Source organism: Bradyrhizobium sp. USDA 4506 (assembly GCF_054058795.1).
On the sequence record NZ_JBSSBM010000002.1, the window covers coordinates 8,291,216 to 8,314,061 of the forward strand.

Annotated in this window: 22 protein-coding genes; 9 read left to right on the forward strand and 13 right to left on the reverse strand. The window is 66.2% G+C overall.

The annotated features are described in order from the left end of the window. Window positions 1–12: 12 nt before the first annotated feature. Window positions 13–240 (reverse strand): DUF2093 domain-containing protein, encoded by a 228-nt coding sequence (locus ACVIHF_RS41210; RefSeq protein WP_016848019.1) that lies wholly within the window; start codon window positions 238–240, stop codon window positions 13–15. Between the two features lie 186 nt (window positions 241–426). Between ACVIHF_RS41210 and ACVIHF_RS41215 the strand changes: the two genes are divergently transcribed. Then, window positions 427–1,257 carry a dienelactone hydrolase family protein gene (locus tag ACVIHF_RS41215; RefSeq protein WP_456793755.1) on the forward strand — a complete coding sequence of 277 codons (831 nt, stop codon included), beginning with the start codon at window positions 427–429 and terminating at the stop codon, window positions 1,255–1,257. A gap of 16 nt (window positions 1,258–1,273) precedes the next feature. Here ACVIHF_RS41215 and xseA read toward each other — a convergent pair whose 3' ends face one another. Next, window positions 1,274–2,896 (reverse strand): exodeoxyribonuclease VII large subunit, encoded by a 1,623-nt coding sequence (xseA, locus tag ACVIHF_RS41220; RefSeq protein ID WP_456793756.1) that lies wholly within the window; start codon window positions 2,894–2,896, stop codon window positions 1,274–1,276. Window positions 2,897–3,061: 165 nt separating this feature from the next. On the opposite strand from xseA, the gene purD reads away from it, so the two are divergent. Both purD and ACVIHF_RS41230 read left to right on the forward strand, forming a co-directional pair. Beyond that, complete coding sequence (gene purD / locus ACVIHF_RS41225; RefSeq protein WP_456793757.1) at window positions 3,062–4,339, forward strand: phosphoribosylamine--glycine ligase; 1,278 nt, start codon at window positions 3,062–3,064, stop codon at window positions 4,337–4,339. A gap of 46 nt (window positions 4,340–4,385) precedes the next feature. Further along, entirely contained in the window at window positions 4,386–5,711 is a 1,326-nt protein-coding gene (locus tag ACVIHF_RS41230; RefSeq protein WP_253604256.1) for an adenylate/guanylate cyclase domain-containing protein, read from the forward strand. Window positions 5,712–5,846: 135 nt separating this feature from the next. Here the strand turns inward: ACVIHF_RS41230 and ACVIHF_RS41235 are convergent, their stop codons facing one another. Both ACVIHF_RS41235 and ACVIHF_RS41240 read right to left on the reverse strand, forming a co-directional pair. After that, window positions 5,847–6,455 (reverse strand): acyl-CoA dehydrogenase family protein, encoded by a 609-nt coding sequence (locus ACVIHF_RS41235; RefSeq protein ID WP_456793758.1) that lies wholly within the window; start codon window positions 6,453–6,455, stop codon window positions 5,847–5,849. Continuing rightward, complete coding sequence (locus ACVIHF_RS41240) at window positions 6,425–7,081, reverse strand: acyl-CoA dehydrogenase family protein (protein ID WP_456793759.1); 657 nt, start codon at window positions 7,079–7,081, stop codon at window positions 6,425–6,427. Before ACVIHF_RS41240 ends, ACVIHF_RS41235 begins: the two co-directional genes overlap by 31 nt. A gap of 120 nt (window positions 7,082–7,201) precedes the next feature. Here ACVIHF_RS41240 and ACVIHF_RS41245 point away from each other — a divergent pair, with 120 nt between their 5' ends. Next, window positions 7,202–8,107: an alpha/beta fold hydrolase gene (locus ACVIHF_RS41245; RefSeq protein ID WP_310879653.1), complete on the forward strand. Its 906-nt coding sequence runs from the start codon at window positions 7,202–7,204 to the stop codon at window positions 8,105–8,107. Window positions 8,108–8,419: 312 nt separating this feature from the next. On the opposite strand, the gene ACVIHF_RS41250 is transcribed toward ACVIHF_RS41245, so the two are convergent. Then, a complete protein-coding gene (locus ACVIHF_RS41250; RefSeq protein WP_225163883.1) occupies window positions 8,420–8,866 on the reverse strand; it encodes a nucleoside deaminase in 447 nt (148 codons plus the stop codon). A 140-nt stretch (window positions 8,867–9,006) separates the two neighbouring features. On the opposite strand from ACVIHF_RS41250, the gene ACVIHF_RS41255 reads away from it, so the two are divergent. From ACVIHF_RS41255 to ACVIHF_RS41265, 3 genes are all read left to right on the forward strand, one after another. Beyond that, entirely contained in the window at window positions 9,007–11,046 is a 2,040-nt protein-coding gene (locus ACVIHF_RS41255; protein ID WP_456793760.1) for a pseudouridine synthase, read from the forward strand. A 6-nt stretch (window positions 11,047–11,052) separates the two neighbouring features. After that, window positions 11,053–11,616 carry a 16S rRNA (guanine(966)-N(2))-methyltransferase RsmD gene (rsmD, locus tag ACVIHF_RS41260; protein ID WP_456793761.1) on the forward strand — a complete coding sequence of 188 codons (564 nt, stop codon included), beginning with the start codon at window positions 11,053–11,055 and terminating at the stop codon, window positions 11,614–11,616. A gap of 127 nt (window positions 11,617–11,743) precedes the next feature. After that, window positions 11,744–12,370, forward strand: coding sequence for a hypothetical protein (locus ACVIHF_RS41265; protein WP_253604246.1), 627 nt, complete (start codon window positions 11,744–11,746; stop codon window positions 12,368–12,370). 127 nt (window positions 12,371–12,497) lie between these two features. On the opposite strand, the gene mutL is transcribed toward ACVIHF_RS41265, so the two are convergent. Beyond that, the gene (mutL, locus tag ACVIHF_RS41270; protein ID WP_456793762.1) at window positions 12,498–14,315 is read right to left on the reverse strand and encodes a DNA mismatch repair endonuclease MutL; all 1,818 of its coding nucleotides are present in this window, start codon (window positions 14,313–14,315) and stop codon (window positions 12,498–12,500) included. A gap of 233 nt (window positions 14,316–14,548) precedes the next feature. Here mutL and ACVIHF_RS41275 point away from each other — a divergent pair, with 233 nt between their 5' ends. Continuing rightward, window positions 14,549–14,869, forward strand: a complete 321-nt coding sequence (locus tag ACVIHF_RS41275) for a ribbon-helix-helix domain-containing protein (RefSeq protein ID WP_310879655.1) — start codon at window positions 14,549–14,551, stop codon at window positions 14,867–14,869. A gap of 305 nt (window positions 14,870–15,174) precedes the next feature. On the opposite strand, the gene ACVIHF_RS41280 is transcribed toward ACVIHF_RS41275, so the two are convergent. Genes ACVIHF_RS41280 through ACVIHF_RS41295 form a run of 4 tightly spaced genes read right to left on the reverse strand, consistent with a single transcriptional unit; the run spans window position 15,175 to window position 18,080 of the window. After that, window positions 15,175–16,743, reverse strand: a complete 1,569-nt coding sequence (locus ACVIHF_RS41280; protein WP_253604242.1) for a GMC family oxidoreductase — start codon at window positions 16,741–16,743, stop codon at window positions 15,175–15,177. Between the two features lie 17 nt (window positions 16,744–16,760). Next, window positions 16,761–17,309: a Twin-arginine translocation pathway signal gene (locus ACVIHF_RS41285; protein WP_069278855.1), complete on the reverse strand. Its 549-nt coding sequence runs from the start codon at window positions 17,307–17,309 to the stop codon at window positions 16,761–16,763. Between the two features lie 54 nt (window positions 17,310–17,363). Then, complete coding sequence (locus ACVIHF_RS41290) at window positions 17,364–17,759, reverse strand: VOC family protein (RefSeq protein WP_057016635.1); 396 nt, start codon at window positions 17,757–17,759, stop codon at window positions 17,364–17,366. Then, on the reverse strand, window positions 17,760–18,080 hold the full coding sequence (locus ACVIHF_RS41295) for a c-type cytochrome (protein ID WP_456794171.1): 321 nt from the start codon (window positions 18,078–18,080) through the stop codon (window positions 17,760–17,762). It abuts the gene before it with no gap. Window positions 18,081–18,470: 390 nt separating this feature from the next. Between ACVIHF_RS41295 and ACVIHF_RS41300 the strand changes: the two genes are divergently transcribed. Continuing rightward, the gene (locus ACVIHF_RS41300; protein WP_057016634.1) at window positions 18,471–18,770 is read left to right on the forward strand and encodes a hypothetical protein; all 300 of its coding nucleotides are present in this window, start codon (window positions 18,471–18,473) and stop codon (window positions 18,768–18,770) included. 264 nt (window positions 18,771–19,034) lie between these two features. On the opposite strand, the gene arfB is transcribed toward ACVIHF_RS41300, so the two are convergent. The 3 genes from arfB to ACVIHF_RS41315 form a co-directional block, all read right to left on the reverse strand. Further along, window positions 19,035–19,454, reverse strand: a complete 420-nt coding sequence (gene arfB, locus ACVIHF_RS41305) for an alternative ribosome rescue aminoacyl-tRNA hydrolase ArfB (RefSeq protein ID WP_310879656.1) — start codon at window positions 19,452–19,454, stop codon at window positions 19,035–19,037. Window positions 19,455–19,963: 509 nt separating this feature from the next. Beyond that, window positions 19,964–21,328, reverse strand: coding sequence for a M16 family metallopeptidase (locus ACVIHF_RS41310; RefSeq protein WP_375166629.1), 1,365 nt, complete (start codon window positions 21,326–21,328; stop codon window positions 19,964–19,966). After that, entirely contained in the window at window positions 21,325–22,716 is a 1,392-nt protein-coding gene (locus tag ACVIHF_RS41315; RefSeq protein ID WP_310879657.1) for a M16 family metallopeptidase, read from the reverse strand. The genes ACVIHF_RS41310 and ACVIHF_RS41315 overlap by 4 nt, the downstream gene beginning before the upstream one ends. Window positions 22,717–22,846 lie beyond the last annotated feature (130 nt).

Sequence of the window (22,846 nt, forward strand, 5' to 3'; positions counted from 1 at the left end):
CCGGCGTTGAGCCTAGGCCTGCGGCTTGAGGACGCCGGGATGATGGCGCTGCAGCACGGCGGTCGGGGTGGCGTAGGCTTCCTGCAGGTCGACGCTCCAGTACTTCAGTTCGTCGAGCGGAATCCGGACGTCGGTGATGGCACAACGCACAAAGGTGCCGGGCGAGATCACGCGGAAATCGCCGTCGAGATATTGCACCTGCGCTTCGCCATGGCCCGAGGGACCGAACTTGTTCAGCACGATTGAGCTCTCCGCCTTGCCTCCAATGAGGCCATCTGGATGTCGATGAAACCGTCTATCACAGATAGGGTGTCATGTCCGCCCGTTAAACCACCGACTTGTGATGATTTGGCGGCGGAGGCGCATGGTAGCCTTGCGGCCGTGGTCCGCTGTGTTTGCAGCGCCATAACGAGCCGGCCGGATCGGATGCGCCTCACGTCAGTTTTCCTGTGCCTCGCCATGCTTGCCGTGCCGGCCGTGGCCGCGGCGCCACTCCCGGCCCCGCATCAGGTCGAGATCCCCGAAGGCAACGTCACGCTGCACGCGCAGCTCTACCGGCCCGATGGCGATGGCCCGTTCCCGACCGTGATCGCGCTGCATGGCTGCGGCGGTCTCGCCGGCCGTTCCGAGCCGGTCCTGCCGCGCTATCGCGACTGGGCCGAGCAATTGCTGACGACCGGCCATGCGGTGCTGTTGCCGGACAGCTACGGCTCGCGCGAGCTCGGTCCGCAGTGCCGCATCAAAGAGCATCAGGTCCAGACCCGCCGTGCGCGGGTCGCCGACATCAACGCGGCGCGGCAGTGGCTGGTGCAGCAGAAATGGGTGGCCAAGCACCGCATCAGCCTGATCGGCTGGGGCAACGGCGCCGCCGCTTTGCTGTGGGCGGTGCGGCCGCAGATGTGGTCGCGCAACGTCGAGCCGGACTTTCGCTCGGCGGTCGCATTCTATCCGGATTGCCGCGCCTCGTTCGGCCTCGGCTGGAGCGCGCGGGTGCCGACGCTGGTGCTGATCGGCGCGCGCGACGACGTGACATCGTCATCGGCCTGCCACCAGATGGTCGACGGCGCCCGCGGCCGCAGCGCGCTGGCGCGGATCGTGGTCTATCCCGAGGCCTATCACGACTTCGACCGGCCCAACCTGCCGCTGCACGCGGTCGCGGCCTCCGATGCCGAGATCGCCGAGCGCGGTCACGTCGGCACCGATACCGGCGCGCGCCAGGATGCGCAAAAGCAAGTCGCCGAGTGGCTGTCGCGCTAAGTCAGTTGTTGCCGGGCTAGAACAGACTACCCTGATCGACCGGCTTGGTGACGCGCTTCGGCGCCGCCGGTTTCGCCTCGCGCGGCTGAGGCTTCGGCTGGCTCTCGGGCGCTACCGTTGCCGGAGGCTGATCGGCGTTCGCGGTGGCGGCAACGCGGCCATCGGCGAACTCGATCGACAGGCCGGCGTTCGGGCCGACCGCCGCGGCGGAGTGCAGGGCGTGGCCGTGCGCGTCGCGCACCAGCGCAAAGCCGCGCGCCAGCACGCCGCGATAGGACAGCGCCGACAACAGCTGGCCGCTATGGGCAACGCGCGCCTCGAGCCGCTGCATCGTCGTCACCAGCGCGCGGCGGGCGCGCTCGGCGAGGCGGTGGGTGCGCTCGAGATCGCGGGCGATCGCGTTGCGCTGGGCCTTGGCGTTGGCGAGCTTCGAGGCCTTGAGCCGGATCTCGAGCCCGCTAAAGCGCTCGCGGCGGCGATGCAGCAGCGCGCGCGCCGACAGCGTGATGCGCTCGCCGGATGCGGTGAGCCGCTGCCGCGCATGCGCGATCTGGCCGCGCAGCACGCCGATGGTGAGGCGCGAACTGCTGGCGGCAAAGCGGCGGAAATGCGCGTGCGTATTGGCCTTCAGCCCGCGCGGCAATCCCGCTGCGAGATGATCGAGCCGTTGCCGCGGGATCGCGAGCAGTTCGTGCGCCGCCGGCAGCGCCCGCGCCGCAGCGCGCAGCTCGTTGCGGCGGGCCTCCTGGGCACGCTGCCAGCACACCATGGTGCGGCGGGCGAGCGCCGCGACCTCGACGAACAGCTCGCTGCGCACCGGCACCGCCATTTCGGCGGCGGCGGTCGGCGTCGGCGCGCGCTTGTCGGCGACGAAGTCGATCAGCGTGATGTCGGTCTCGTGGCCGACCGCCGAGATCAGCGGGATATGGCTCTCGGCCGCGGCGCGGACCACGATCTCCTCGTTGAACGACCAGAGGTCCTCCAGCGAGCCGCCGCCGCGCGCGACAATCAAGAGGTCAGGCCGTGGAATCCGGCCGCCCTCCGGAAGCGCATTGAAGCCGCGGATCGCGGCCGCGACCTGCTCGGCCGAGCCGTCGCCCTGCACCTTGACCGGCCAGACCAGCACCCGGCGGGGGAAGCGGTCCTCCAGCCGGTGCAGGATGTCGCGGATCACGGCGCCGGTCGGCGAGGTGACGACGCCGATCACCTCGGGCAGCCAGGGCAAAAGCCGCTTGCGGGCCTCGTCGAACAGGCCCTCGGCGGCGAGCTTCTTCTTGCGCTCCTCCATCAGCGCCATCAGCGCGCCGACGCCGGCGGGCTCCAGCGAATCGATGACGATCTGGTACTTCGAGGAGTTCGGATAGGTGGTCAGCTTGCCGGTGGCGATGACCTCGAGGCCCTCCTGCGGCTTGAAACGCATCCGGGCATGGGCGAACTTCCAGATCACCGCCTCGATCTTGGCGCTCTCGTCCTTCAGGGCGAAATAGCAGTGGCCGGAGGAATGCGGGCCGCGAAAGCCCGAAATCTCGCCGCGGACACGGACGTGGCCGAAGCGGTCCTCCACCGTCCGCTTCAGGGCGGAAGAGAGTTCCGAGACGGTGAATTCGGGCGCGTTGACGAGATTCGGAGCAGCGATCATCTGATCTATAGAATCGGGGTTTTCGACCCCGTGTGCAAGGTCCGGACGCCGCGTTTCGGGCGTCGAATCACATATCCACATCTGATCGAACCGCGTGTTGCTGCGGTTCGGGAGCGTGCTAAACCGGACGAAATGGCGTTACAACCCCTCTGATCGGCGACACAGATGAACATCCTCCTGCTCGGTTCCGGCGGCCGCGAACATGCGCTGGCGTGGAAGATCGTCGCATCCCCGCTGGTGACGAAACTGTGGTGCGCGCCGGGCAATGCCGGGATCGCGCGCGAGGCCGAATGCGTTGCGCTCGATATCGCCGACCATGCCGCGGTGATCGAATTCTGCCGGGGCAATGCGGTCGATCTGGTGGTGGTCGGTCCGGAGACGCCGCTCGCCGCCGGGATCGTCGACGACCTCGCCGCTGAAGGCATCAAGGCGTTCGGACCGAGCCGGCAGGCCGCCCAGCTCGAGGGCTCGAAGGGTTTCACCAAGGACCTCTGCAGCGAGTTCAACATTCCGACCGGTGCCTATCGCCGCTTCGACAATGCGAAGGACGCGGTGGCCTATGTCCGTGCCCAGGGCGCGCCGATCGTGGTCAAGGCCGACGGGCTTGCGGCCGGCAAGGGCGTCGTGGTGGCGCAGACGCTGCCCGAGGCCGAGGCCGCGATTGCGATGATGTTCGAGGGCGCGTTCGGCTCGGCCGGCGCCGAGGTCGTGATCGAGGAATTCTTGTCGGGCCGCGAGATCAGCTTCTTCGCGCTGTGCGACGGCGAGACCGCAATCCCGCTGGCCTCGGCGCAGGACCACAAGCGGGTGTTCGATCACGACAAGGGGCCGAACACCGGCGGCATGGGCGCCTATTCGCCGACGCCGTTCGTGACATCAGAGGTGCACGACCAGATCATGGCGCGGATCATCCTGCCGACGGTGGCGGGGATGAAGAGCCGCGGCACGCCGTTCAAGGGCGTGCTCTACGCCGGCGTGATGCTGACCGCGCAGGGCCCAAAACTGTTCGAATACAATGTCCGCTTCGGCGATCCCGAATGCCAGGTGCTGATGCTGCGGATGATGTCGGACATCGTGCCGGCGCTGCTCGCCTCGATCGACGGGCAATTGAAGAACTTCGATCTGCGCTGGTATCCGGACCCGGCGCTGACGGTGGTGATGGCGGCGAAGGGCTATCCCGGCGATTACATCAAGGGCACGCGGATCGATGGCCTCGACGCCGCCGCCAAGGTCGAGGGCGTCGAGATCTTCCACGCCGGCACGGTGGCGAAGGATGGCGCAATCATCGCCAATGGCGGCCGGGTGCTGAACGTCTGCGCGATGGGCAAGACGGTCACCGAGGCGCGCGACCGCGCCTATCAGGCGATCGATCGCATCAAATGGCCGGACGGCTTCTGCCGCCGCGACATCGCCTGGCAGGCGGTGGAGGCGGAGAAGGGTTGATCGATCCGGCCTCAGCGGCGACAATGGCGCGCCCCGGGGCCTTCGAATGACCGATTTCAGACTGCCCGAGACGCACTACGCGCAAAGCGCCGACGCGAGCATCGCCTATCAGGTGATGGGCGATGGTCCTGTCGACATCATCCTTGTCCCCGGCTTGTTCTCGCACATCGAGTTCATGCACGAGATGCCCGGCTACACCGCCGTGCTGCGCCGCCTGTCGCGCTTCGCCCGGGTCGTGACCTTCGACAAACGCGGACAGGGATTGTCGGATCGGATGACCGGCGCGCCCTCCCTCGAGCAGCGCATGGACGACGTCCGGGCCATCATGGATGCTATCGGCTCCGCGAAGGCGGTGTTGTTCGGCTTCTCCGAGGGCTGTCCGATGAGCGTGCTGTTTGCAGCGACCTATCCGGACCGCGTTTCGCATCTCGTTCTGCTCGGCAGCTTTGCCCGCTCGAAGGATCGCCTGGCGGACGATGTGTGGCAGCTGCGCTGTGACGAGATCGTGCAGAACTGGGGTTCCGGCGACACGGTCAAGACCGTCGCGCCGAGCCAGGCAACGAATGCGGAAGTGATCGCGCAGATCGCGAAATTCGAGCGGCTGTCGAGCAGTCCGGGAGCGTTGCGGACGCTGCTCGTTCTCAATCGCGCGATCGACGTCACGGCGATCCTGCCGATGCTCCAGACTCCGACGCTTGTCCTGCATCGGACCGGCGATGGCCGCGTTCCCGTGGCGCTCGGCCGTGCCGTCGCGCGCTCGATCCCCGGCGCGAAATACGTGGAATATCCGGGCGGCGATCACTACTATTGGGTCGGCGAGACCGAGGCGATGCTTGGCGATGTCGAGGAATTCGTCACCGGCCATCGCGATGGTGGTGATGGCGAGCTCGATCGTGTGCTTGCGACCGTGCTGTTCACCGATATCGTCGATTCGACCCGCAGCGCCGCGACGATGGGAGATCATCGTTGGCGACGTCTGCTCGACGATCACGATCAACTCGCGCAGCAGATGGTCGGCCGCCATCGCGGCCATCTGGTGAAGAGCACTGGCGACGGCATTCTGGCGACCTTCGACGGTCCCGGCCGCGCCGTACGCTGTGCGCTGGCGTTCGGCTCGGCCGCGCGGCAGATCGGCCTGCCGGTGCGAGCGGGCCTGCACACCGGCGAGATCGAGGTGAGGGGGACGGATATTGGCGGCATAGCGGTCCACGCCGCGGCGCGCGTGATGTCGCAGTGCGGCTCGAACGAGGTGCTGGTGTCACGCGTGGTGACCGATCTGGTCGCGGGCGCCGGGTTGAAATTCGCCGAGCGCGGCGCGTTCGAGCTGAAGGGACTGCCCGGGACATGGGAACTGTTTGCGGCGAGCGGCTAGGTTCGACCCCACGCCGTCATTCCGGACGACGCGCATCGCGCGTCGATCCGGAATCTCGATGTTGTGGACACCTTCTCACCTCATCTCGGGATTCCGGGTTCGGCGCGTTGCGCCGCCCCGGAATGACGAAGTGGGTCAGAGCAGATCCCCGCCTGCCGCTGACGCTGTGGTGCCGTGCTCGCGGAACGCCTTGATGACGTTCTTGCCGATCTTCCACTTGTGCACCTCGTCGGGGCCGTCGACCAGCCGCTGCGAGCGCACCTGGGTGTACCATTTCGCCAGCGGGGTATCCTGGCTGAAGCCGAGCGCGCCGTGCAGCTGGATCGCGGTGTCGATCACCTTGTGCACCATGTGGGCGTGGAAGATCTTGGCGATCGAGTTCTCCTGGCGGATGTCGAGGCCCTTCTCGGCCTTGTAGGCGATGTGCAGCAGCATCAGCCGGCCGATATACAGCTCGCTCGCGCAGTCGGCGAGCATGAACTGCACCGCCTGGCGGTCGGCCAGCAACTGGCCGAAGGTCGAGCGCTTGGTGACATGAGCGGCCGCCATGTCGAGCGCGCGCTGCGCCTTGGCGACGTTGTGCATGCCGTGGCGCAGCCGGCCGTAGGCGAGGCGGTGCTGGCCCATGTTGAAGCCGTTGCCCTCGCCGCCGAGCAGGTTGTCGGCCGGCACCTTCAGATCCTTGATCTCGATCTCGGAGTGGCCGCCATGGATCACGTCGTCATGCGGACCCTCGATCGCCATGTTGGCGACGTTGCGGGCTTGATGCGGTAGCCGGGGTTGGGCAACTCGACGATGAAGGTCGAGTATTGCTTGTGGCGCGGCGCGTTCGGATCGGTCTTCGCCATGACCAGCGCGAGGTCGGCGACGCTCGCCGACGAGGAGAACCATTTCTCGCCGTTGAGGATGTAGTTCTCGTTGCCGTCCTTCACCGCCGTGGTCTGCATGCCGGTGGCATCGGCGCCGGCGGCCTTTTCGGTCATCGAGAAGCAGATGCGCTTTTCGCCGTTCAGCAGGGGCTTGAGGAATTTTTCCTTCTGGTGCTCGGTGCCGTGCGCCAGGATCGTCATCATCGAAGCGTCGTCCGGTCCCTGCGTGTTCATCGAGAGCGCGCCGAGCATGCTCTCGCCGAGCTCCATCTGCACCAGGGCGTTGGCGAGCGGGCCGAGGCCCATACCGCCATACTCCTTCGGCACGAACGGGCACCACAGGCCCTGCGCGCGGGCTTTCTTCCGCAGCGGTCCCAGCACCTCGGCAAGCGGCTTGGTGTCGAGTTCCTTTTCCGCCGGAATGCATTCGTCGTGGACGAATTTGCGAACCTTCTCGCGGATCGCCTTGGCCTCGGCGGGGATTTCGAAGTCGATCGACATGGCACTTCCTCGTTTCATGTTGTTGTTGGCAGGACTTGGGGATGGCATAAACCTCGCCAAAGCCAGCGGCAACGCCGAACAAAGTTTGAAGCAGCGCCCGCGACAGGGAAGGAGCTACCGATGCCTGATCTCGCTGATCTTTTTCCCGGCTATGAATCAAAATGGATCAACACCTCGCAGGGCCGCATCTTCGCCCGCGTCGGCGGCAAGGGCCCGCCATTGCTGTTGCTGCACGGCTTCTCCTCGACGCACGTGATGTGGCACTCGGTTGCGCCGAAACTCGACGACAGGTTCACGCTGATCGTCGCCGACCTGCCGGGCTACGGCTGGTCCGATATGCCCGACAGCGACAAGGACCATACGCCCTACACCAAGCGGGCCTGGGCGAAGACCATGGTCGAGGTGATGGAGCAACTCGGGCACGTGCATTTCGCGCTCGCCGGCCACGACCGCGGCGGCCGGGTGTCGTACCGGCTCGCGCTCGATCATCCCGGACGGCTGTCGAAGCTTGCGGTGCTCGATATCGCGCCGACCTATGATTACTGGCAGAAGCTCAATCGCCTGTCGGCGTTGAAGATCTATCACTGGGCGTTCCTGGCGCAGCCCTATCCGCTGCCGGAGACGCTGATCTCCAACAATGGCGAATTCTTCCTCAAGGAGAAGATGGCGAGCCAGACCAAAAGCAAGACGCTGGAGGCGATCGATCCGCGCGCGCTCGCGCACTACCTTGCGCCATTCCGCGATCCCGCGCGCATCCATGCGATGTGCGAGGACTATCGCGCCGGCGCCTATGCCGACTACGAGATCGACAAGGCCGATGTCGACGCCGGCAAGAAGATCACGATCCCGATGCTGGCGCTGTGGGGCGATGCCGGGGTTGCGAGCGCGGCAACCACGCCGCTCGACACCTGGAAGACCTGGGCCACCAATGTCAGCGGCGCGCCGGTGGCGTCGGGGCACTTCCTGCCCGAGGAAGCTCCGGACGCGACCGCGAAGCTGCTGCGGGAGTTTTTCCTGGCGGGGTGACTCCACTCTATCACCGTCACCCTGAGGAGCGCGCATCGCGCGCGTCTCGAAGGGCGACGGCCCGACTGTGGCCGTGCATCCTTCGAGACGCGCTACGCGCTCCTCCAGCGACAAAGGCGAAGCCTTTGCGCGGGGATGACGGGATCAGCATTTTGCACGCTGAGAACTGCGTAGCCCGGATGGAGCGGAGCGAAATCCGGGACGGTTTCCGCGGAGAGGTCTCCCCGGATTGCGCGGAGTCTGTCATCGGGCGCGCGTTCGCGCGACCCGTTGGCTTCATCCGGGCTACAGGTCGTCCGCGCTACGAATTCGTCAGCGTCGCTCCCTGAAGAACTCGCGCAGCAGGCGCGCAGACTCGGTCTCGCCGACCGCGCCATAGACCTCCGGCACGTGGTGGCAGGTCGGCTGCGCGAAGAACCGCACGCCGGACTCGACCGCGCCGCCCTTGGGGTCGGCGGCGCCGTAATAGAGCCGGCGGATGCGGGCAAAGGAGATTGCGCCGGCGCACATCGTGCAGGGCTCCAGCGTCACGTAGAGGTCGCAATCGACCAGCCGCTCGGTGCCGATGGCCTCGGCGGCCTGCCGGATCGCAAGGATTTCCGCATGGGCCGTCGGATCATGGTCGGTCAGGGTGCGGTTGCCGGCGGTGGCGATCACCTCGTAGCCCCGCACGATCACGCATCCGATCGGAACCTCGCCAGCTTTTCCGGCACTTTCGGCGGTTTTTAGCGCCAAATCCATGAAAGAAGGGGCAGACATGCCTCGTATCATCGGAAGAAACCTGCTAGTAGCGTCGCCTTCAGCAGAAGTGGATGCCGGTTTTGCGCCAGTCGCGCCCAGATGGCGCGCGTATCGCCGGTTGCCCTGCGCCCCAATTGAACCTCCAGGCGAGAACATTCATGCCCCGCGACAGCGACAAAAACAACGATTCCCGCGGCCGGCGGGACCGGGGGGCGCCCGGGAAGGGGCGGCCCAGTGGCTCCCGCGGATCGGACAAGCCGTTCGGCAAGCGCAGCTTCGGCGGTAAAGGTGGTGATCGCGACAAGCGCTCGTTCGGCGACAAGGGCGAGGGCCGCTCGTTCCGCCGCCGCGAGGACGGCGATGCGCCGCGCCGCGATTACGGCGACCGGCCGCGCTTCAAGCGCGACGACCGCGGCGGCGAGGGTGGCGGAAAGCGCCCGTTCAAACCGCGCGGCGAGCGCCGGGACTTTGATGCGGGCGATCGTCCGCAGCGCGGCGGCGCGCGTTCGGAGGGCCGGTCGTCCGACCGCAAGTTCGGCGAGAAGCGGTCCTATGGCGATCGCGAGAAGCGTCCCTACACGCCGCGCGGCGAGCGTGACGGCGAGAAGCGGACCTTTGCACCGCGCGGCGAGCGTGCCGAGCGCAAATTCGACGACAGGAAGTTTTCGCGCGGCGATCGCGACAAGGGTTCATTCCGCGACAAGGGCGAGGGCCGCCCGTTCCGCCGCCGCGAGGACGGCGACGCACCGCGCCGCGATTTCGGCGATCGACCGCGCTTCAAGCGCGACCGCGACTTCGAAGGCCGCGACCGCAGCGACGAGAAGCCCTGGCAAAAGCGGGATCGCAAATCGCGCGACGACCGCGGCGGCGACGAGCGCCCGCGCTTTTCGCGGTCGCGCGAGGATCGCGGTGGCGGCGAACGTCCGCGGTTCTCGAGGTCCCGCGACGACCGTGAGCAAGGTGATCGTCCGAAGTTCGGCCGGCCGCGCTGGGATCGTCATGATGAAGATGGTGGCCGCGACGATCGTCGGCGTGAGCGCCCCGAAGGCCGTACCGACTGGCAGGAGCATCCGCGCAGCGAGGGCCGCTTCTCCGACCGGCCGCGCCGCGACAATGAGGACGACAGCAAGGTCTTTGCGAAGCGCCCGGCCTTCGGCGGCCGCGGCGCCTATCGCGAGCGCGCCTATGACGACCGGCGCGAGCGTCCCGAGCCGAAGCCGAAGAAGACAGGTGAACGCATCGCCAAGGTATTGGCGCGCGCCGGTCTTGCCTCGCGCCGCGATGCCGAGGAGATCGTCACGCAAGGGCGCGTCACCGTCAACGGACGCGTGATCAACTCGCCGGCGCTCGATATCACCGAGAACGATGTCGTGGCGGTCGACGGCAAGCCGTTGCCGCCGCGCGAGCGGACGCGGCTGTTCATGTATCACAAGCCGCGCGGGCTGATGACGACGCATGCCGATCCCGAGGGGCGGCCGACCGTGTTCGACAATCTGCCCGAGGGCCTGCCGCGGCTGATCTCGATCGGCCGGCTGGATTTCAACACCGAGGGCCTGTTGCTGCTGACCAATGACGGCGGCCTGGCGCGGACGCTGGAGCATCCCGACACCGGATGGCTGCGCCGCTACCGCGTGCGTGCGCATGGCGAGGTGACGCAGGGCCAGCTCGACCAGCTCAAGGGTGGCGTCGAGGTCGACGGCGTCAAATACGGACCGATCGACGCGACGCTGGAGCGCGACCAGAGCGCCAATGTGTGGGTGGTGTTCGCGATCCGCGAAGGCAAGAACCGCGAGGTGCGCAACGTGATGGCGCATCTCGGGCTCGAGGTGAACCGCCTGATCCGGATCTCCTACGGCCCGTTCCAGCTCGGCGAGCTCGAGGAGGGCAAGGTCGAGGAGGTCAAGACGCGGGTGCTGCGCGAGCAGCTCGGCGAGAAGATCGCCAAGATCGCAGGCGCCGACTTCACGCGGCCGGAGCAGCGTGACGCAGCCGACGGCGACGATGCACCGGCCAGGAAGCCGAAGCCCAGCAAGCGCGAAACCATCAACGATCGCAAGGGCCGCCGCGTGCTGGTGCAGCGCACCGGCAGCGAGGAAGCGCGTGCCCGCAATGAAGACGAGGCCAACGGCTACGGCCCGCCGCGTCGTCCCAAGCGCGGCTATCACGGCAAGCGCGATCTCAAGCCGCGGGACGAGTAACGGTCAATGCGCGTCGTCGGGGGCAGGCTGAAGGGCCGCAATCTCGTTTCGCCTGCGGGCCGCGAGATTCGTCCGACCGCGGACCGCCTGCGCGAGTCCGTGTTCAACATTCTGATCCACGCCTACGACAATCCGATTGAGGACGCGCGCGTGCTCGATCTGTTTGCCGGCACCGGCGCGCTCGGCATCGAGGCGGTCTCGCGCGGCGCCAGGTTCACGCTGTTCGTCGACAATGGCGCCGAGGCGCGGGCGCTGCTGCGCAACAATGTCGAATCGTTGGGTCTCGGCGGCACGACCAAGGTCTATCGCCGCGATGCCACCGATCTTGGACCGGCGCATCCGGTCGAGCCGTTCTCGCTGGTGTTTCTCGATCCGCCCTATGGCAAGGGGCTAGCCGACAAGGCGCTCGCCTCGCTGCGCGACGGCGGCTGGCTGACGCCGGGCGCGCTGCTCGTGGTGGAGGAGGCCAAGGCCGCGGCGTTCGCGGCGCCCGAGGGCTTCGAGGAGCTCGAGCGGCGCGCGTATGACGACACGGAGTTCGTGTTTTTGCGTGCTGTCACCGCAATCTAGAATTCGTAGGATGGGTAGAGCGAAGCGAAACCCATCAACTTCCGGGCCGCGGGAAAGATGATGGGTTTCGCTGCGCTCTACCCATCCTACGCGATACTGATTCATCACCGCTAGGGGAGCGCGAACCATGGCCGACACTCTTGCCGGGCTGGCCGGTCAGCTGGAGACGCAGGTCAAGGCGTTGCGCGGCGCTGGCGATGATGCGGCGCTGCTTGCGGCAGCGCGCGATGCCGCCGATCAGATCGAGCGCGGTTGCGGCGCGCGGGATGGGGACGCGCGTGACGCGCTCATGATGGTCCAGCGCTGGACGTTCAATGCGGCGGCCGATTGCTGGCCGGGCTGGAGCGTGTCCGACAAGCCGATCAATCAGGACAATCTGCTGGCCGCACGCGAGCTTGCAGAACGCTCGCTCCGGCTGGTGCGGACTCTGGAGCTCGGACCGCTGCGCGAGGCGACGGGCGTCTGGATGGTGGGGGCGTTTGACCTGGCGCTTGGCCGCTATGAGGAGGCGATCAGCATGTTTCGCGAAGCACGCGAGCATTATGTTGTCGCGAGCGCGCCCGGCCTCGTGCTGCTGACGGAGGGCTATGTCGCGATTGCGAGGCAGGTCGGCAAGGATCAAGCATCACCTGGGGGCGAAGATCTCGATCAGATCTGCACGCGGATCGCGGCAGGCGGGTTCGAGGACGGTCACGAATGGATCGCGCAACTTCGCACGGTGCTGGACGTGTTTGCCCGGCGGAACAATTCGTAGAATGGGTAGAGCCAGCGAAACCCATCGACTTCCGGGCCGCGGGAGAGATGATGGGTTTCGCTGAGTTTATCATAGGGCCGCGCTTTGCGCCGACCCGTTGGTTTGCCCGGGACGACGGGGATGGAGACTACCGCCGCCCGAACAGCTTCTCGATATCGCTCAGCTTCAATTCGACATAGGTCGGGCGGCCGTGGTTGCACTGGCCGGAGTTCGGCGTGTCTTCCATCTCGCGGAGCAGCGCGTTCATCTCTTCCGGCTTGAGGCGGCGGCCGGCGCGGACCGAGCCGTGGCAGGCCATGGTGGCGGCGACGTGCATCAGTCGGCGCTCCAGCGGCAGCGCCTCGTCCCACTCCGCCATGTGCTCGGCGAGGTCGCGCAACAGGCCCGCCGCATTGGCCTTGCCGAGCAGCGAGGGCGTCTCGCGTACGGCGACGGCGCCGGGGCCGAAGGATTCGATCGCGAGCCCGAATGACGCCAGCTCCTCGGCGCGATCGAGCAGCTTCTCGACGGTCGCCTCATCGAGCTCGACGATCTCGGGGATCAAGAGGATCTGCCGCTGCACGCCGTTCTTCGCCAGCGAGGCCTTCAGCTTCTCATAGACGATGCGCTCATGCGCCGCGTGCTGGTCGACCACGATGAGGCCGTCGCGGGTCTGCGAGACGATGTAGGTCTCGTGGATCTGGGTGCGCGCGGCGCCGAGCGGCCGGTCGAGCAGGTCTGGCGCGGGCGCGGCCTCGAAGCGCACATCGGCAGTCGGCGCGCCGACGTCGAAGGCAGCCTGTCCGGGCTCGGCGAAGGCGGGCGCCGCCGCACCGTCGAACGCGCGCAGCGGACCAGCCGGATAGGACGGCGAGCCGCGCCAGTCCCAATTGCCCGGACGCGGCGGCGTGAAGGCGGGGCGGAAGGCCGAGAGCGCGGCGCCGTCGGCGGTATTGGCCGCGGTGCGCCTGCCTTCGCGCGCGAGGCCTTCCTTCAGGGCGTGCACGATGAGCGCGCGGACCAGGCCGGCGTTGCGGAAGCGCACCTCGGTCTTGGCCGGATGCACATTGGCGTCGACCTCTTGCGGGTCGCAGGTCACGAACAGCGCCACGACGGGATGGCGGTCGCGCGGCAGATAGTCGGAATAGGCCGCGCGCACGGCGCCGAGGATCAGCTTGTCGCGCACCGGGCGGCCGTTGACGAACAGATATTGCCCGAGCGCATTGGCGCGGGTCAGCGACGGCGCGGCGGCAAAGCCTTCGACCACGACGCCCTCGCGCTCGGCGCGCACCTCGATCGCGGAGCTGCGAAAATCCGCGCCCAGGATATCGCCGAGCCGGGTCAGCCGGCCGGCCGCGCCGGGCAGCGCTGCGGCCCAGGTGACCGGCGCGCGCTCTTCGCCGGCCAGCGTGAAGGCGACGTCCGGGCGCGCCATGCCGAGGCGGCGCACCACCTCGCGGATCGCCTCCGCCTCGGTGCGGTCGGTCTTGAGGAATTTCAGCCGCGCCGGCGTTGCGTAGAAGAGTTCGTTGACCTCGACGCGGGTGCCCTGGCCGAGCGCGGCCGGCATGACCTCCGACTTCTCGCCGCCTTCGACCGACAGCGACCAGGCATGCGGCTCGCTGGCATGACGCGTCGTGATGCCGAGCTTTGCGACCGCCCCGATCGAGGGCAGCGCCTCGCCGCGGAAGCCGAGCGTGCGGATGCGCAACAGGTCTTCGTCGTCGAGCTTGGAGGTGGCGTGACGGTCGACCGCAAGCGCGAGGTCGGCGCGGGTCATGCCGCCGCCATCGTCGGTGATACCGATCCGGCGCCGCCCGCCGCCATCGGTGAAAACGTCGATCCGGCTGGCGCCGGCGTCGATCGCGTTCTCGACCAGTTCCTTGACCACGCTCGAGGGGCGTTCGACCACTTCGCCGGCGGCGATGCGGTTGACGAGCTGTTCGGGAAGCTGGCGGACGGGCATGGATTGGACGGTCGGAGGAGCGATTCGAGGCTGGCCGTTACTATAAGTCGCCGCGCCGGCAAATGCATGGGACCGATATGGCGGCCGCAAGCAGGTTGGGGATGAGTCCGGCCTATCGCCTTGAAGACGCTTGGCTTCGGCGGCCGGTGCGTTACGCCCTACGTCCCGATTGTGGGGCCGCGCGCACAGGTATATCGTTTAGAAAAATTATAAGTTCTCGCCGGAGGAACGCCATGTGCCATCTTTTCGCGCATCAGCCGCAACGCGACTATGAATCGCAGACCCGATCGTTGCGGATCGACGGCCATTGCACCTCGATCCGGCTGGAAATGTCGTTCTGGGATACGCTGGAGGAGATCGCGGCCAAGGAAGGCATGACCTTGGCCAAGTTCCTCACCACCCTGCACAACGAGGTGCTCGATCATCACGGCGAGGTGAACAATTTCGCCTCGCTGCTGCGCTGCTCCTGCCTGATCTACCGCGCCAAGGCCAATGCGTCGGCGGTGGTCCCGGACTATCGCGGGGCGGCGGCGATCATGGATGCGGCGGAATAGATTTCGCACCGGTCCATCACGCAAAGAAGAAAGCGGCCTTGTCCAGTTGGGCAAGGCCGCTTCAGTGAGAGGGGAATTGTATTTTCTTGCTAAAGCGCAGTGGCGACCACGACGGCGCTGCGCTCCCTCGCCCGTTCTTACGGGGAGAGGGTTGGGGTGAGGGGCCGTCTCCGCGTATCCGGTGACAGCTGCGTTTGCGGAGACTCCCCTCACCCGGAACGCATCTAACGATGCGCTCCGACCTCTCCCCGCACGCGGGGCGAGGTGAGGCGGAATCCGCGACTCGGTTCGAATGGTCGTCTGGTCTAGATCTCCTTGCGCTGCATCGCGCCGGCGATGTGGTCGGCCTGGCGGATCGCCAGCGACACGATCGTCAGCGTCGGGTTGCAGGCCGCTCCGCTCGTGAACTGGCTGCCGTCGGAGACGAACAGGTTCTTGATGTCGTGGGTCTGGCCGAACTTGTTGACCACGCCGTCGCGCGGCTTCTCGCTCATCCGGTTGGTGCCCATGTTGTGGGTCGAGGGATAGGGCGGCGTCGGATAGGTGACGGTGGCGCCGACCGCCTCATAGACCGCGGAGCCCTGCTTGTAGGCGTGATCGCGCATCGCGACGTCGTTCGGATGATCGTCGAAATGCACGCTGGCGACCGGCATGCCGAACTTGTCCTTGATCTTCGGATCCAGCGTGATGCGGTTGGTCTCCTGCGGCATGTCCTCGCCGACCAGCCACATGCCGGCCATCCGCGGATAGCCCTCGATCGCGCTGGTGAAGCTGCGTCCCCAGGCGCCGGGATTGAGGAACGCGGCCATGAAGGGCAGGCCGAGCGACAGCGTCTCCATCTCGTAGCCGCCGACGAAGCCGCGTTTCGGATCGTTCTTGGCCTCGTCGCGGATGATGCCGGCCATCGTGGTGCCGCGATACATGTGCACCGATTTCTCGAAGCTCGCATACACGCTGCCGGTCATATGCCGCATGTAGTTGCGGCCGACCTGGCCGGATGAATTGGCGAGCCCGTCCGGGAACATGCTGGACGCGCTGTTGAGCAAGAGCCGCGGGCTCTCGATCGAGTTGCCGGCGACCGCGACCACGCGGGCCTTCTGGCGCTGCATGGCGCCGGTTGCATCGGCATAGACCACGCCGGTGACCTTGCCGGACTGGTCGTGCTCGATCTTGATCACCATGCTGCCGGGACGCACTTCGAGATTGCCGGTGGCTTCGCCCTTCGGGATCTCGGTGTAGAGCGTCGACCATTTGGCGCCCGACTTGCAGCCCTGGAAGCAGAAGCCGATCTGCTGGCAGGAACCGCGGCCGTCGCGCGGCTCGCTGTTGATCGCCATCCGCCCGGTGTGCACCTCCTTGTAGCCGAGCTTCTTCGCGCCGGCTTCCATCACCTTGAAGTTATTGTTGCCGGGCAGCCCTGGGATGCCGTTGGTGCGGGTGACGCCCATCTTGTCCTCGGCCTTGGCGTACCACGGCTCCATCTCGGCGAGCGTGATCGGCCAGTCGATCAGGTTGGCGCCGGGAATGGTGCCATAGGCCGACTTGATCTTGAACTCGTGCTCGTCGAAGCGCAGCGAGGCGCCCGCCCAGTGCGTGGTCGAGCCGCCGACCGCCTTCACGATCCAGGCCGGCAGGCCCGGAAAGTCCTGGTGGACGCGCCAGCTGCCCGAGGTCGAACGCGCGTCGGACCAGGCGAGCTGGGTGAAGCTGTCCCATTCATCGTTGATGAAGTCCTGGTTCTCGATGCGCGGGCCGGCCTCCAGGATGACGACCTTGACGCCCTTCTGCGCCAGTTCATTGCCGAGCGTTCCGCCGCCGGCACCGGAGCCGACGATCACCACAACGCCGCTGTCATTCAGATCGAATTTTGCCATTGTTTCCTCCCGACCCGTTAGACCTTCGGCAGCCAGTCGATATCGGCGAAGCCGCGCTTGATGTAGCCGCCATGCTCGGCCGAGGAGCCCTCGTAGCCGAACCGCGGCCACACCTCCTTGTTGTTGTAGATGGAGACGATGAGGTCGCCGCGGATCTTCTGGAAGAACGCGCTCTGTTCGATCTGCTGCAGCAGCGCGACGCGGTCGTTTTCCCAGGCGACCTGGACATATGGCATCTTGTGGCGGTCGTTGGCCGCCTGATCGAGCCTCGTGACGCCGTCATTGATCAGCGACTTGACCGCCGGATCCTTCGCGGCCTTCTCATCCCACGGCTTGACCGCTGCTATGTAGTAGCTGTCGCCGAGGAAATCGTGCGGATAGATGTCGCGCGCCATCTTGAGCAGCGTCTTCATCGTGGCCGGCGTCAGCGTCGTGGCGCCTTCGGCCCACGCATCGGTGATGCCGAGCCCCGTCGAGGTGGCAATCGCGACTGCGGGTGCGGTCACGGCCGCGCCTTTGAGAAAGACACGCCGGTCATATTTGCTGCGTCGATCGATTTCTCTCATGGGTTCCTCCGTCAATTTTTATTTGTGCAATTGCCTTGTTATTTCGAGCATGCTCTAGCCGAAGCGCCCGCCGCGCTGGATCACCTCGATCTTGTAGCCGTCGGGATCGGAGACGAAGAAGAAGCGCGCCAGCGTCTTGCCGTCATGCTTGAAGTCGCGCAGCGGCCCCGGCGACAGTTTCTCCTTTTCGAAGCGCGCGTGCTCGGCATCGACGTCATCGACGATGACGGCGAGATGGCCGTAGCCGTCGCCGAGCGTGTAGGGCTCCTTGCGATCGAAGTTGACCGTGAGCTCGACCTCGAAGGGCGAGGAGGGATGGCGCAGATAGATCAGCGCGAAATCGGGAAATCTCAGATTGTCCGCGATCTCCAGGCCAAACGCGCGCTGGTAGAAGTCGAGCGCTTTTCCTTCGTCAAACACGCGGATCATCGAATGCACGGGTTTCGCCATTCAGTTCAGCTCCTTCAGATAGGCGATGATCATGGCGCGGGTTTCCGGCTTGGCCTGCCGGTAGGCCATCACGGCGCCGGGGATCATCTCCTGCGGATTGGTCAGCCAGGCGTCGAGCCTGGCGTCGTCCCAGACGAAGTCGGCCTTGCTGAAGCCCGCGGAATATTTGAAGCCGTCGGCCTTGCCGGCGTGGCGGCCGACGACCTTGTAGAGCGACGGTCCTTGCCGGACGGCATCCGACATGTTGGTGGTGTGGCAGGTCGCGCATTGCTGCTTGAACAGCGTCGCCCCATCGGGCGGCTTGGCGGCGGGCAAGGGCATCTGCGCAGCCGTCATTTGCACTGCAAGCATTGCGCTGCAAAATCCCAGCCCCAACGACCACCTTGCGCGCAGCTTTGTCATCTACATCACCGCCTCTGTGCGGAGACTGTAGGAGGCTGAAATCCGCCGTTGGTAGTAGCGGGCTGTTTCACAGCAGAACAAAGCTGGGCGGTGATCTGGCGCGGAACCGGTGGTTGCCGCATATGCGGACGACAATTTCGCAAAATGACCGCGAAATCCCTGCACGATCACCACACGACGCAGCTTGCATCTCGCGTGCGCCGTTTGCGGAAAATGCAGTCTTGCGCGATGGGGTTCAGGGTCGGCGCTGCAAACGGCGCACCACCTGCGCCGCTCCTCCATCGTCAATTAAAGTCCCAGGAGAAATGGATGACGTTTGCAAAAACCAGCGTGCTCGCCCTTGCCATCTCGGCCGCGATGGCCGGCCCCGTCCTGGCACAGGGAACGACTGCACCGGATACCCGCGGCGGTGCACAGGGCAGAGGTACCATGCAGCAGGGCGGCGGCATGTCCGGCAGCGGCGATGAGGAAATGACGGCGCAACCTGGCGCGACGACGCAGAAGAGCGGCGCCGCCGCCAAGTCGGGCAGCAAGGGAACGGTCGGCAGCGGACGCACGGCACCGAAGTCGGGCGGTTCCGAGATGGCGCCCGCAACCAAGAAGTACTGAAGCACGAGAGCCTTCGCGGTTCTGATCAATCGGAACCAAGGCTCGAGCTTCTTGTTCTGACGCGTTCCTTCGCGCGAACCGACATCCGCTTCGCGCGAAAACGCTTCTGGTTACGCTGACCGGATCCCGGATGCAGTGCCGCGCGCGCTGCGTCCGGCGTTCCCTGGAGCATGATCCGGAAAAGTGGAAACCGGTTTTCCGAAAAGATCATGCTCAAACAAGGAGATGAGATCATGATGCGATTCCGTGGAAACGCATTATGATCTAATCGTCGAAACGGCGGGCGCCGCGCCCCGCCTTGATGTCGCTGCGGCGTTTCTTGCCCTCGAGCCGGCGCTGCTTGGAGCCGAGCGTCGGCTTGGTCGGCCGCCGCGGTGTCGGCCGCACCATCGCCTCCCTCAACATCTCGAGCAGCCGCTCGATCGCATCGGCGCGATTGCGTTCCTGGGTGCGAAAGCGGAAGGCGTGGATCACGATCACGCCGTCCTTGGTCATGCGGCTGCCGGCGAGCCGCGCCAGCCGCTGCGCGGCGTCTGCCGGCAATGCAATCTTGTTGGTGTCGAAGCGAAGCTGCGCAGCGGTCGAGACCTTGTTGACATTCTGTCCGCCCGGGCCGGAGGCGCGGACAAAGACGATCTCAATGTCGTTCTCGTCGATCGCAAGGTCGCGGGACACCCGCAGCATGACATCACCCGTGGAAGGAAGAATCGGCAGGCCGCAGGATAGCGGGTTTGTGCTGTGCGTGCTTCAGCTGCGTAGATGCAGCGTTAGGTACGTTTGAGAGCGCCGCGTGCGGCTTACCCCTCTCCCCACCCTCCCCCGCAAGGGCAGGGCAATCGCATATGGAATGAACCGATGCTTCCGCGCCGTCATGGCCGGGCTTGTCCCGGCCATCCACGTCTTTTCTTCGCGTGGAAACGAAGACGTGGATGCCCGGGACAAGCCCGGGCATGACGAGTTTGTGGGAACTCCGATCGCCTCAAACGGCCATATGCGATTGCCCTACCCGCAAGGGGGGAGGGAGCCCTACCGCCTATACGTCCCTGACGGCCCGAGAACGGGCTGTAGTGTTTGCGGTGACTCGCTGTGAGGTCAGCACGCTGTTCCGGCTCCCTCCCCCCTTGCGGGGGAGGGTGGGGAGAGGGGTGGCCACGGCGGTGATGCGGACGAAGAAGTGAGCCCGCCGAAGCGCGTCAGTTCGCCTTCGGTGGCGCCGACACCGGCTGCGCCGCGGCCTGCGGGGCGCGGCCGACGATTGCGGTGAGCAGGCCGTTGCCCCAGAGCTTTTTGGCGACCCGCTTGGCATCGTCGAGCGTCACCGCATCGACGATGGCGTTGCGTTTCTCGATGTAATCGATCGGCAGCTTGTCGAGCTGGTATTGCAGCATCGCCTGCGCGAGTTTGGAGGAGGTGTCGAGCGCCAGCATCTGCGAGCCCTTCAGGTAGGACTTCGCCTCATCGAGCTCCTTCTGCGTCGGACCTTCCTCGGCGATGCGGCGCACTTCCGCTTCGATCGCATCGACGGTCTCGCCGGCGCGATCGGCGCGGGTGCCGGTGTTGCCGATGAACAGCGCGGAGTGATCCATCCAGACCAGCGCTTCATAGATCGAGTAGGCCAGCCCGCGCTTCTCGCGCACTTCCTTGTAGAGCCGCGACGACAATCCACCGCCGCCGAGAATGTGGTTCACCACATAGGCCGCCATGAAGTCCGGGTCGTGCCTGGCAATGCCGGGGCCGCCGAAGGTGACGACGGTCTGCGGCACGTCGAGCGGGACGAAGGCGCGCTGCGGCGGCCTGGTCGCCACGACGTCGGGAATGGGCGTCAATTCGGCTTTCGCCGGCAGGCCGCCAAAGGTCTTGTCCAGCAGCTTGCCGAGCGTATCGGGATCGACGTCGCCGACCACGGCAACGCGCAGCGTATCCTTGGCGATGATGCGGCGGGTGTAGTCCTTGAGATCCGGGATCTGGATGGTCGGCACGCTGTCGAGCGTGCCGGTGGCCGTCCTGGCATAGGGATGATCGCCGAAGGCGAGCTCGAGGAATTTGCGGCCGGCGAGCGAGGACGGATTGGTCGATTCGCGGCGCAGATTGGCGATCACCTGGGCGCGGATCCGTTCGACGTCCTTCGGCTCGAAGTGCGGCGAGGTCAGCGCCATTCGCAACAGGTCGTAGGCTTCGTCCTTGTTGTCCTTGAGCATGCGCAGCGAGCCGCGGAATTGATCGCGGTTCGACTGGAAGCTGAGCTCGATGGCGCGGCGCTCGAGCCGCTCATGATAGGTTTTGGAATCGAGATCGCCGGAACCCTCGTCGAGCAGGTCGGCGACCAGATTGCCGACGCCGGGCTTGCCGGGCGGATCCTGGCTGGCGCCGCCGCTGAAGGCATATTCCATTGCGATCAGCGGCACGGTCGCGTCCTGCACGAACCACGCCTCGATGCCGCCCGGCGACACCAGCCGCTGGATCTTGGCCGCGGCCTGCGAGGGCGCCGACGTCAGCGTCAGCAGCGCGGCGCAGGCGCCGCCGATCAGCGCCGCACGGCGGGTGAGGGAATAGATCACGAGCGCTTCTCCTCGCGTTTCGGCGCAGTATCCTTGATCAGGTAGCCGGTCACCGACCGCTTCTTGTCGAGCCAGCTGGCGGCGGCATTGCGCACCTGCTCGGCGGTGACGGCGCGGATGCGGTCCGGCCAGCTGCGGATATCCTCGATGCTGAGCCCGGTGGTCAGCGCGCCGCCATACCAGCGTGCCAGCGTCGCCTGGTTGTCCTGGGCGTAGATCGCCTCCGCGATGAGCTGGGTCTTGACCCGTTCGAGATCCTCGGCGCGCGCCGGGTTCTGCGCGAGGTCGGCGATCACCTTGTCGATCGCGTCCTCGATCTGCGCGAACTCGACGCCGGGTTTCGGCGTCACCGAGATCGAGAATTGCGACGGATCGAGCGAAGTGCCCTGGTAGCCGGCGCCGGCCGAGATCGCGAGGCCCTTGTCGATCACCAGCGAGCGGTAGAGATAGGAGTTGGCGCCGCCGCCCATCAACTGCGCGAGCACATCGAGCGCCTGGCTCTCGCCTGAAGCGGCGGTTGTCGCCGAGGGCACCAGGTAATAGCGGCGCAGGCTCGGCTGTTCGACGCGCGGATCCGACAGCGTCACGGTGCGCGGCGCGGCCGGTGTCGGCTCCTGCGGCCTGACCCGCTTCTCGGGGATCGCATGCTGCGCCGGGATCGGGCCGAAGTTCTTCTCGACCAGCGGGCGGATATCCTTGACGTCGACGTCGCCGGCGATGACCAGGATCGCGTTGTTCGGCGCGTAGAAGCGGCGGTAGAAGGCGAGCGCATCCTCGCGGTCGAGCTTCTCGATCTCCTGGTGCCAGCCGATCACCGGCCGGCCATAGGGATGGTTGAGATAAAGCGCGGCCATGATCTGCTCGGTCAGTCTTGCATCCGGGTTGTTGGCAACCCGCATGTTGAACTCCTCCAGCACGACATCGCGCTCCGGCAGCACGTTCTCGTCCTTGAGGATCAGGCCGGTCATGCGGTCGGCCTCGAACTCCATCATGGTGGGCAGCTGCTCGCGCGGCACGCGCTGGAAGTAGCCGGTGTAGTCGACCGAGGTGAAGGCGTTCTCATTGCCGCCGACGCGCAGCACGGTCTGCGAGAACTCGCCGGCCGGATGCTTGGCGGTGCCCTTGAACATCAGATGCTCGAGGAAATGCGCGAGGCCCGATTTGCCGGGCGTCTCGTCGGCCGAGCCGACCTTGTACCAGATCATCTGCGTGACCACCGGCGTACGGTGGTCGGGGATCACCACGACCTGCAGGCCGTTGTCGAGCGTGAAACTGGCGGGGCGTTCCGAGGTGACGGTGGTCTGGGCGCGGAGGCTGGCACCCGGCAGCGGGATGGTGGAAACGAATGCGGCAGCGAACAGGGCGATCGATCGGCGAGAGCGCATCATGGTCCTTATGAAAGCCCGGACCCACGGCCGGGGCGCGAAAGCATGCCATCGTACACGGTCGTTCCCGTGCCGATGGTCACGAAGCGGAGAGACACCCGCCGCCCCGCATTAAGCTTTGCTCATGTCAGCC